Source organism: Nocardioides sp. BE266 (assembly GCF_031457855.1).
Classification (GTDB): Bacteria; Actinomycetota; Actinomycetes; order Propionibacteriales; family Nocardioidaceae; genus Nocardioides.
In genome coordinates, this window is sequence record NZ_JAURTI010000002.1 from 874,948 (window position 1) to 883,831 (window position 8,884).

Consider the following 8,884-nt stretch of genomic DNA (forward strand, 5'->3'; position numbering starts at 1 on the left):
CCGGCGCGGCGCGTGACCGTTTTGGCGAGATCCGTGGGGCCGGCACCGGCAGGATGCAGGGGTGACCACCGAGTCGTTCGAGACGCTGACCCGCCTGCTGGACGAGCGGTGGACGTGCCGCCAGTTCCTGCCGGACGAGGTGCCGCGGGAGGAGATCGAGCGGTTGCTCGCCCTGGCGCAGCGCACGCCGTCGTGGTGCAACACCCAGCCGTGGCAGGTCGTGGTCACGAGCGGCGAGGGCACCGCCCGGCTCCGCGCCGGCCTGGCCGAGCACGTGATGTCGCAGCCCCAGGCACCCGACTTCGCGTTCCCAGCGGCGTACACCGGGATCTACCGCGACCGCCGACGCGCGTGCGGGTTCCAGCTCTACGAATCCGTCGGGATCAGCAAGGACGACACGGACCGGCGCCTCGAGCAGATGCTGCGCAACTTCGAGCTCTTCGACGCACCGCACGTCGCGATCCTCACGACCGAGGCCGACCTCGGCGTCTACGGCGCGATCGACTGCGGGCTCTGGATCGACACCTTCCTGCTCGGCGCGCAGGCGCTCGGGCTCGCCGCGGCACCGCAGGCCGCGCTGGCCGGGTGCTCCGACTTCCTGCGCGCGCACTTCGACCTCCCGGACACCCGCCGGGTCGTGGTCGGCATCTCCTTCGGGTACGCCGACACCGACCACCCGGTCAACGGCTTCCGCACGTCGCGGGCCGGCCTCGACGACGTGGTCAGGTGGGAGTCGAGCTAGTCGCCGGGTGGAGGATCGCGGCGAGCACCTCGACGCCGTCGACGAGCCGCGGCCCCGGGCGGGCGAAGAGCCCGTCGGCGTCCACAGGCACCACGGGCACGCCGGGGAAGCGGTGGCGTACGTCCTCGGCGAGCGCCGTGCTGCCCACGAGGTCGTAGCCGCACGGGGCACAGATGACGAGGTCCGGCGCGGAGGCGACGGCGTCCTCCCAGGTGATCCGGCTGGACTTCGTGCCAGCCTCGCCGAGGCTGGGCACGCCCCCGGCGAGCTCGACCATCTCGGGGATCCAGTGGCCGGGTGCGAAGGGCGGGTCGGTCCACTCCAGCACGAGGACCCGCGGGCGCTCGCGGCCCGCCACGCGCTCGACGACGGCCGCGAGCCGGGCACGTAGCGTCGCGACGAGGTCCTCCGCCTGCGCGACGCGACCGGTGCGCGCGGCGATCTCGGTGATCGAGGCCAGCACCTCGTCGAGGGTGTGCGGGTCGACGGTCGCGACCTCGGCCCGGCAGCCGAGGTGGCGGAGGGCGTCGTCGACGGTCGTCACGTCGATCGCGCACACGGCGCACAGGTCCTGGGTCACGACGAGGTCGGCGTCGAGGTCGGCGAGCGCTCCCGCGTCGAGGTGGTAGAGGTCCATGCCGCTCGACACGGCCGTGCCGACGAAGTCGTCGATCTCCTTCGGGGTGAGCCCCTCGGGCATCGCCGACGTCGAGACGATACGTCGCTCGCGCGCCGCCGGCGGGTGGTCGCACTCGAAGGTCACGCCCACCACGTCGCCGCCGGCACCGATCGCGAAGAGGATCTCGGTTGCCGACGGGATGAGCGAGACGATGCGCACCCCCCGAACGTAGGCCAGACGTCGAGGGGTGCGCAGCAGCGGGCGCCGTCAGGGAGTGGTCGTGGTCCGCAGCCGGACACTGAGGGAGCCCGTCGCGCCAGGTGCGGGGGCGACCACGGCAACCGCGTCGTTCGCCAGCGGTAGCAAGTTCCAGCTGTTGGCCGACGTCAGGTCGTAGCTCAGGTTGATGGCGGGGTACTCCCCACACCCGAGCGAATCGGCGGAGTCGGGGGAGCAGGTGGTGATGTGGCGGGGGCCCATGCCGAGGGTCCAGTACTCGCTGGGGCCGAGATCGCTCGGCGTGGCCTCGAGCCGAATCCCCGCGCCGGTCGCGAGCGAGTAGAGGTGCGACCCGCTGCCGTCGAGGGCGAAGGTGGTCGGGGCGCCGTCAGGCACCAGGTCGCCCAGCCGTACGCCGAGCCGCAACCGCAGCGTGGCCGGATCAGCCGCACTGATCTCCTCGGTCACCAGCGAGAGCTCGTAGGTGCCGTCGGCGGGGAGGAGGAAGTCCTGGCTTCCGTGGGTGGGCTGGACCTCGGCGCCGAAGCGGTTGAGCACCTGGTAGTAGCTCGGCAGCGCGGAGCCGTCGGTCTGCTCGAGGTAGACGAGCTGGCCGGCCGTGCCGGTGAAGGTGAAGGCGTACTCGCGGGCGAGGGCGTGCGCGGGTGTGAGCGAGACCGCCGCACCGTCCGGGGTGGTCGCGATCTTGGTGGCCGCGGCCACGCTGACCCGGTAGCCCGAGCGGACCCGGACGAGGACGGTGCCCGGCCGGACCTTGGCGCGCCCGGTGTAGCCGCCGTCGTTGGTGCGCGCCGCATGGCCCGTGCGCACCAGGAGCAGGTTGCCCCGGAAGGCGTCGGACGTGCCGTTGCGGTAGTAGATCCGCTTGTCGAAGCGACCGTCGTCGACCGTCACGCGGTCGCCGCGGTCGAGGTCGAACGCGGCGAGGTCGATGTAGCCGCGGCGGGCCCTGGGCGTGCGCACGCGACGTCCGTCGACCGCCACCTCGTGCACCCGCGCCTTGAGCAGACCGACCCTCCGGTCAGCGGAGTACGTCGGCGCGCGGAAGGTGAACCGGCCGGTCCGGGGCAGCTTCCAGAGCCCGCCCGCGCCCCACGTCTTCGGCACCTTGTGGCCGGCCCGGTAGAGCCGCGCGGGCAGTGCGGCGTTGTCGTCCAGCGAGACGAGGTCGCCCTTGCGACCCTCGAAGGAGATGGCCGCCCGCCGTCCGGCGGGCACCTTCACGCTCCCGTCGCCGTAGGCGACGCTCCGGCGCACCGGGTCCGATGGTGGCGCTGCGACCGACTCCGTCGCTGCGAGCGGCAGCAGCAGGCCGGTGAGCAGCGCGAGGCTGGTGACGAGCGATCTGGTGCGAAGCATCGATTCCCCCTGGTGACGACACGGTGTCCTGCTCCTATGACACGATCCGACCGTGTCGGGTTGCATCTTCTGCCAGATCATCTCGGGCGAGCTCCCGGCCGAGGTCGTGCTCGAGACCGACGACCTCGTGGCGTTCCTCGACACCCGGCCGCTCTTCAAGGGGCACGTCCTGCTCGTGCCGCGCGAGCACGTCGAGACGCTGCCCGACCTGCCGGCCGCGCTCCGCGACCCGTTCCTCGCCGCGTCGCAGCGCCTCGCCACGGCGGTGCTGTCCGGCCTGGGCGCGCAGGGGTCGTTCGTGGCGATGAACAACACCGTCAGCCAGTCGGTCCCGCACCTCCACCTGCACGTCGTGCCCCGCACCAAGGGCGACGGGCTGCGCGGCTTCTTCTGGCCCCGCACGAAGTACGCCGACGGCGAGGCGGCGGCGTACGGCGACCGGCTGCGCGCCGCCCTCGCCGAGGACTGACAACCAAACCCTCCGCGCCGGCGTCACAGCGGCGTGAAGAGAGTCCTCGCGCTCGTCGCCCTCGCCCTGGTCGCGTCCGGCTGCACGACGCCGCACCAGCCCGAGCCGGCAGCCGGCGCGACGTCGACGACCCCGACGCCGGTCGCGGGCACCGGGACGCCTCGGCTCCCCGCCCTCGAGCCGCACCTCACCGTCCGCCACGACGTGCCCTGGCAGCGGGTCGGGCCGGACTGGCACCTGCTCATGACCCTCGCCGGCCCGCACCTCCGCCAGCCGGACCACCGCGAGGCCGACGAGGCCCGGCTCCAGCTGCTCAGCCCGAGCGGTGTCCGCACCGACCTCGTCGTGATGGATCACGACGTCGTCGCCGAGAGCCAAGCGAGCAAGCGAGCGTGGCCCTTCCCGTCGGTGGAGGACTTCTCGCCCGAGGACCGGACCGTGCTGCTCCTCTTCCACGACGCCTCGCGCGACGCCACTGCGGTCCTCCTCGACCTCGCGAGCGGCGAGCAACGGCAGGTGCGCGTCCCGATGGGGACGGCGGGACTGATGCTGCGCGACGGTGGATTCGCCTACCTCGACGTGCGCGGCCGACTGGTCGCTGCAGACTGGGACGGCGCGACCCGGGTCGTCTCCCGCACCACCGGCGTCGTGCTGCCGCGCGCCGACCGGAGCGGCGTGGTCGCCGCGCACCCGTTGCGTGTCGTGAGCCTGTATGGATCCGTCCGCCGGCTGCCCGACCGCCGATCGACCGGCGGCTGCAACCCGAGGGCCTGGTGGGACGCCGGCACCGTCCTCCTGACCTGCGGTGGGTCGCTGTGGTCGGCGCGCCTCGCCGGCGGTCCGCTGCGGCTCGTCGCCCGAGCGACCGCGGAGGTCGGCGTCGACGACGCCGTGCGGCTCGGCGACGACACCTACCTCCAGATCCTGGAGGGCTGCGGGGGAGCCTGGCTGGCGCGTGCCGAGCCCGACGGCTCGACGGCCGACCTCAGCGGTACGCACGGGCAGCGGCTGGTCGGGGTCGTCGGCGATCGGCTCCTCGTCCAGCCCGCCACCCCGTGCGGGACGCCGGGCGTCCACGTCGGGCTGGCACTCCTCGACCCCGCCGGCGGGGAGAGCGAGCCGTTCCTCGAGGTGCAGCGGGACGAGGTGGTGTCCTCCGTGCATGCCTGGGGCGGGCTGCCTCGTCGGCTCGGCTGACCCGTCGTCGGAAGGGCGCAACCAAACGCCGCGCCACCGCGTCTCCCGGTCAGACAAAGGGGGACACATGCTCATCCGACAGATCATTCGCGCCGGCCTCGCCGCCGCACTGCTCACCGCGACCTTCGCCGCCGCTTCGAGCGGTGCCGGCGTCGACGACGCCCGCGTCACGCTGCCCGTGCCGACCACCGCCACCGTCACCGCGGCCCAGCTCGGGGCCGACTCCGTGGTCGCGGTGGTGACCCACGGACGCATCGAGCAGCGCAACGCCACCGGCCTCGCGCGCTCGCTGGAGGTGATCACGCCCGACGGCGCGCGGCACCCGGTCTACAGCGTCGACCTCCAGGAGGGGCCCGCCGACTGGTTCCCCGGCGACTTCTTCCTCGCCGACTGGCGCCCGGAGCTGCACACCGCGCTGCTGCGCGTCTCGCGCGGTCCCGACGGCGACACCCTGGTGTCGTACGACGTCACGACCGGGGCCACCCACCAGGTCGACGCCCCACGACGCGGAGCCTTCTTCGCGCTCGACCCCGACGGCTCGGGCGTGCTGATGACGACGTACGCCACCGAGCAACGCCCCGGCCGGGTGGCCACCGTCGACTGGGACGGCACGAAGACCTGGCTCCCCGCCCGCTCGGACGGCCCGTCGATCACCAGCCCCGACGGCCGCACGCTGGTCACGACGGTCGGGCCGCAGTGGTGGGTCACCGACCTCACGACCCGCACCAGCGGCGACGTCGACGCCAGGTGGAACTGCGTGCCGCACCGGTGGCTCGACGCCGACTCGGTCGTCGCGACGTGCAGCACGGTGAGGTGGAGCCAGCTGCGACTCGTGGACCTCGACGGCACCTCGTCGCCCCTTGGCGTCCGACACTCCGAGAAGACCCGCGCCGTCGGTCCGCCCGTCTTCGACGACGGTGACGTCCGCGTCGTGCAGGGCCGCTCCTGGTTCGAGTCCTACGGTGGCTGCGGCGGCGGGTTCCTCAGCCGCCAGACCACCGCCGGCAAGGTGCGGCTGGTGCGGATCCCCGGCAGCAGCGGTGCGCTCACCCTCGTCGCCGCCCGCGGCGACCGCCTGGTCATCGCCCGCCAGAAGGACGACTGCGACTCGACCCGCACCCGCGCGACGCTCACGCTCCTCGACCCGGTCGGCCGCCACGAGCAGCTCCTCACCCGGCTCGGCCGCGACGAGGCATGGCGCGAGGTGATCGCCGCGACCGAGGTGCGTGCCTGGATCTGGTGAGGCGTCAGCGGCGACCGGCGAGCGGGTCCGGCTCCTCGGCCGCGGGCACCTCGAGCGCCGCGCGGAACGTCCACGGCTCGGCGCGGCGCCGCAACGGGTTGCCCGTCGCTCGCGCAGCCAGCACGAAGGCCGCCGTCCCGACGCCGAGCCCGGCCAGCACGTCGACGAAGAAGTGCCAGCCGAGGTAGACCGTCGCCACCATCGTCAGGGCGAGGAAGGTCCAGCTCGCCGCCCGGATCACCAGGGGGAGCCGCATCACGGTGACCGTGAGGCAGATGGTCAGCATCACCGCGACGTGCAGCGACGCGAACGCGGCGATGGTCTGCACGGCGCCGGTGTCCCACGGCCCGGCGAGCACCTTGATGCGGTCGCTGAGCAGCGCGTCGCGCACCGCGCTGTTGGGGGTGCGGGGGAGCGAGGAGAACCAGCCCGGCGAGGTGTAGGTCGGACCCATCGACGGCACGGCGTAGTAGAAGATCACGCCGAGGAGCCAGTCGATCGAGACCGCCGTGACGTACCACGCCCCGTAGGACGAGCGCCGCGTCCAGACCAGTGCGATCGCCAGGCTCGCCGGGACCAGGCCGATCCAGATCAGGTAGACCGCCGCCGTCACCCAGTTGGCCCACGTCGTGCCGAGCGTCTCGTGCAGCACGACCGCCGGGTCGTGGCCGATCCACAGCAGCCGGTCGAGGCGGGCCAGCTCGGGGTCGGCCAGCCGGTCGGTGACGAACGGGACGTAGCTCTTGAGGTTGCGGAACGCGACGTAGGCGACGTACCAGGTCACCAGGCCGGTCAGGGTGAACCAGATCTGGTCGCGGTTCCACCGCTCCACCAGGATGCCGCGCAGCGAGGTGCCGACCATGGTGCGGTTGCGCCGCACGACCAGCGCCCAGCGCGCGAGCACGTCGAGGACCACGGCTGACGCGACGATCACCGGCAACCGGAACCAGGTCGGTAGGGAGGCCCCGTCGGGGTCGCGCAGGGGCAGGTGCTGCGTCCACGCCACGAGGGCAGCCGTCATCGCCATCACGACCGCCACGACCGCAGCGGCCCTGAAATCCCTCCGGCCCATCCCCACACCGTAGCGATTCCGGCGCCTCGATAGCCTCGCCCGTAAGGACCTACACCGTTTTTCCACCTTTCACGCAGGAGTTCCTCATGGGCCGTTTCGACCAGCGCGTCGCCGTCATCACCGGAGCAGCACGAGGCATCGGCTTCGGGATCGCGCAGCGGTTCGCCAGCGAGGGTGCCTCGATCGCCATCCTCGACCTCGACGAGTCCGCGGCGCAGGAGGCGGCCGGGCGCCTCGAGCTCGTGGACGGCGCGAAGGCCGTCGGCATCGGCTGCGACGTCGTCGACGCGGCGGCTGCCGAGGCCGCCGTGCAGCGCGTGGTCGACGAGCTGGGCGGCATCCACGTCCTGGTCAACAACGCCGGCGTCACCCGCGACAACCTGCTCTTCAAGATGACCGAGGAGGACTGGGACGTCGTCATGGGCGTGCACCTCAAGGGCGTCTTCAACATGACCAAGGCCGCGCAGTCGCGCTTCGTGGAGCAGAAGTACGGCAAGATCCTCAACCTCTCCAGCGTCTCCGCGCTGGGCAACCGCGGCCAGGCCAACTACTCCGCGGCCAAGATGGGCATCCAGGGCCTCACCCGCACCCTCGGCATCGAGCTCGGTCCCTTCGGCATCACCGCCAACGCCATCGCCCCCGGCTTCATCGTCACCGAGATGACCGACGCCACCGCGCGGCGCCTGAAGATGGAGCCCGAGGACCTGCAGCGCGTCAACGCAGAGGCGACCCCCGTGCGGCGCGTCGGCCAGCCCGAGGACATCGCGGCGGCCGCGGCCTTCCTCTGCAGCGACGATGCGTCCTTCATCACAGGCCAGACGCTCTACGTCGACGGCGGCCGCAAGCTCGGCTGAGCGTGAAGTAGACCGGTTCGCTCGACTTCGGCGAGAGCCACGTCACGGCCCTGACCTGCAGGTATGCGGGTCGGGGCCGTGCTCGGTTTGCCCCTCGGCGGGAGCCTGCCTACGTTGGTGGGCGGTCGAGAGACCCATCCGTCCCGGACAACGCCGAGTCCTGCCCGGCCGGGACGTCCCCCGAGAGAACTCGAGGGCAGGAGTGGGGGACCCACAGGTTCCACTGCCGGCTCGTGCCGGCTCGGGGTGAAGCCACCACGCGGTGGCGGGGCACTTTCCGCCCTAATCCGACAGCTCACCTCACAGGCGTGGGAAAGGAAACACTCATGCCTGCGATTTCTCGTACGGCGCGAGCGTGCGCGCTCGCCCTCGCCGGACTCGGCGTCACCGCATCGACGATGACCGCCCTGCCGGCACCCGCCACCGCCGCGTCCAGCGACGCCTCCGGTACCACCCAGTCCAGCGCCCGCAAGCCCAGCGCCCAGCAGCGCGCCGAGAAGCGCGTCAGCCGCCGGGTGATCGGCGCGAAGGACGTCGCGATGCGTCAGCGCGGCGACGCCTACGCGTACGGCGCTGCCGGCCCCGGTGCGTTCGACTGCTCCGGCCTGGTGTTCTACAGCTACCGCCGTGCCGGCTTCCACGTGCCGCGCACCTCGGGCGCCCAGGCGGGCTTCACCCGGCGGATCGCCAAGAAGGACATGCGCTCCGGCGACCTGATGTTCTTCTACGGCAGCGGCGGCGTCTACCACGCCGCGATCTTCCTGAAGTGGTCGCACGGGCACGCCGTGATGGTGCACGCCCCGGGCTCCGGCCAGCGCGTCCGCGTCGCCGTGCCGTGGACATCCCAGTGGTTCGGCGGCACGCTGCGCCGCCGGTGAGAGGCTCGGATTGGTAGGCACATCCTGCTGATCTACCCTGTGGCGGGGGGGGGGCGGGCGGGGGGGGGGGGGGCCCCCCCCCCCCCCCCCCCCCACCCCCACCCCACCCCCACCCCCCCCCCCCCCCCCCCCCCCCCCACCCCCCCCGGTTTTAAACCCCACCCGGGGGGTAACCCCCCCCCCGGCGCCCCCCGCTACCCCCCACCCCCCG

Annotated in this window: 9 protein-coding genes and 1 riboswitch; of the genes, 6 read left to right on the top strand and 3 right to left on the bottom strand. The window is 72.8% G+C overall.

The features are described 5' to 3' along the window. Nucleotides 1-61: 61 nt before the first annotated feature. Nucleotides 62-742 carry a nitroreductase family protein gene (locus tag J2X46_RS08555; RefSeq protein ID WP_310249150.1) on the top strand — a complete coding sequence of 227 codons (681 nt, stop codon included), beginning with the start codon at nucleotides 62-64 and terminating at the stop codon, nucleotides 740-742. Here J2X46_RS08555 and J2X46_RS08560 read toward each other — a convergent pair. Then, a complete protein-coding gene (locus J2X46_RS08560) occupies nucleotides 723-1,580 on the bottom strand; it encodes a cobalamin-binding protein (protein ID WP_310249151.1) in 858 nt (285 codons plus the stop codon). The two genes, J2X46_RS08555 and J2X46_RS08560, sit on opposite strands and share 20 nt — an antisense overlap. 48 nt (nucleotides 1,581-1,628) lie before the next feature. Beyond that, the gene (locus J2X46_RS08565; protein WP_310249153.1) at nucleotides 1,629-2,960 is read right to left on the bottom strand and encodes a hypothetical protein; all 1,332 of its coding nucleotides are present in this window, start codon (nucleotides 2,958-2,960) and stop codon (nucleotides 1,629-1,631) included. Nucleotides 2,961-3,012: 52 nt separating this feature from the next. On the opposite strand from J2X46_RS08565, the gene J2X46_RS08570 reads away from it, so the two are divergent. The 3 genes from J2X46_RS08570 (at nucleotide 3,013) to J2X46_RS08580 (ending at nucleotide 5,869) form a co-directional block, all read left to right on the top strand. Continuing rightward, complete coding sequence (locus J2X46_RS08570) at nucleotides 3,013-3,429, top strand: HIT family protein (protein WP_310249154.1); 417 nt, start codon at nucleotides 3,013-3,015, stop codon at nucleotides 3,427-3,429. A gap of 33 nt (nucleotides 3,430-3,462) precedes the next feature. Then, nucleotides 3,463-4,626 carry a hypothetical protein gene (locus J2X46_RS08575; protein WP_310249156.1) on the top strand — a complete coding sequence of 388 codons (1,164 nt, stop codon included), beginning with the start codon at nucleotides 3,463-3,465 and terminating at the stop codon, nucleotides 4,624-4,626. Between the two features lie 67 nt (nucleotides 4,627-4,693). Then, nucleotides 4,694-5,869, top strand: coding sequence for a hypothetical protein (locus tag J2X46_RS08580; protein WP_310249158.1), 1,176 nt, complete (start codon nucleotides 4,694-4,696; stop codon nucleotides 5,867-5,869). 4 nt (nucleotides 5,870-5,873) lie between these two features. Here the strand turns inward: J2X46_RS08580 and J2X46_RS08585 are convergent, their stop codons facing one another. Beyond that, nucleotides 5,874-6,941, bottom strand: coding sequence for a phosphatase PAP2 family protein (locus J2X46_RS08585; RefSeq protein ID WP_310249159.1), 1,068 nt, complete (start codon nucleotides 6,939-6,941; stop codon nucleotides 5,874-5,876). An 86-nt stretch (nucleotides 6,942-7,027) separates the two neighbouring features. Between J2X46_RS08585 and J2X46_RS08590 the strand changes: the two genes are divergently transcribed. Both J2X46_RS08590 and J2X46_RS08595 read left to right on the top strand, forming a co-directional pair. Further along, the gene (locus tag J2X46_RS08590; RefSeq protein WP_310249162.1) at nucleotides 7,028-7,795 is read left to right on the top strand and encodes a 3-oxoacyl-ACP reductase FabG; all 768 of its coding nucleotides are present in this window, start codon (nucleotides 7,028-7,030) and stop codon (nucleotides 7,793-7,795) included. A gap of 141 nt (nucleotides 7,796-7,936) precedes the next feature. Then, a riboswitch (cyclic di-AMP (ydaO/yuaA leader) is annotated at nucleotides 7,937-8,119 on the top strand. 2 nt (nucleotides 8,120-8,121) lie between these two features. After that, a complete protein-coding gene (locus J2X46_RS08595) occupies nucleotides 8,122-8,673 on the top strand; it encodes a C40 family peptidase (RefSeq protein ID WP_310249164.1) in 552 nt (183 codons plus the stop codon). Nucleotides 8,674-8,884 lie beyond the last annotated feature (211 nt).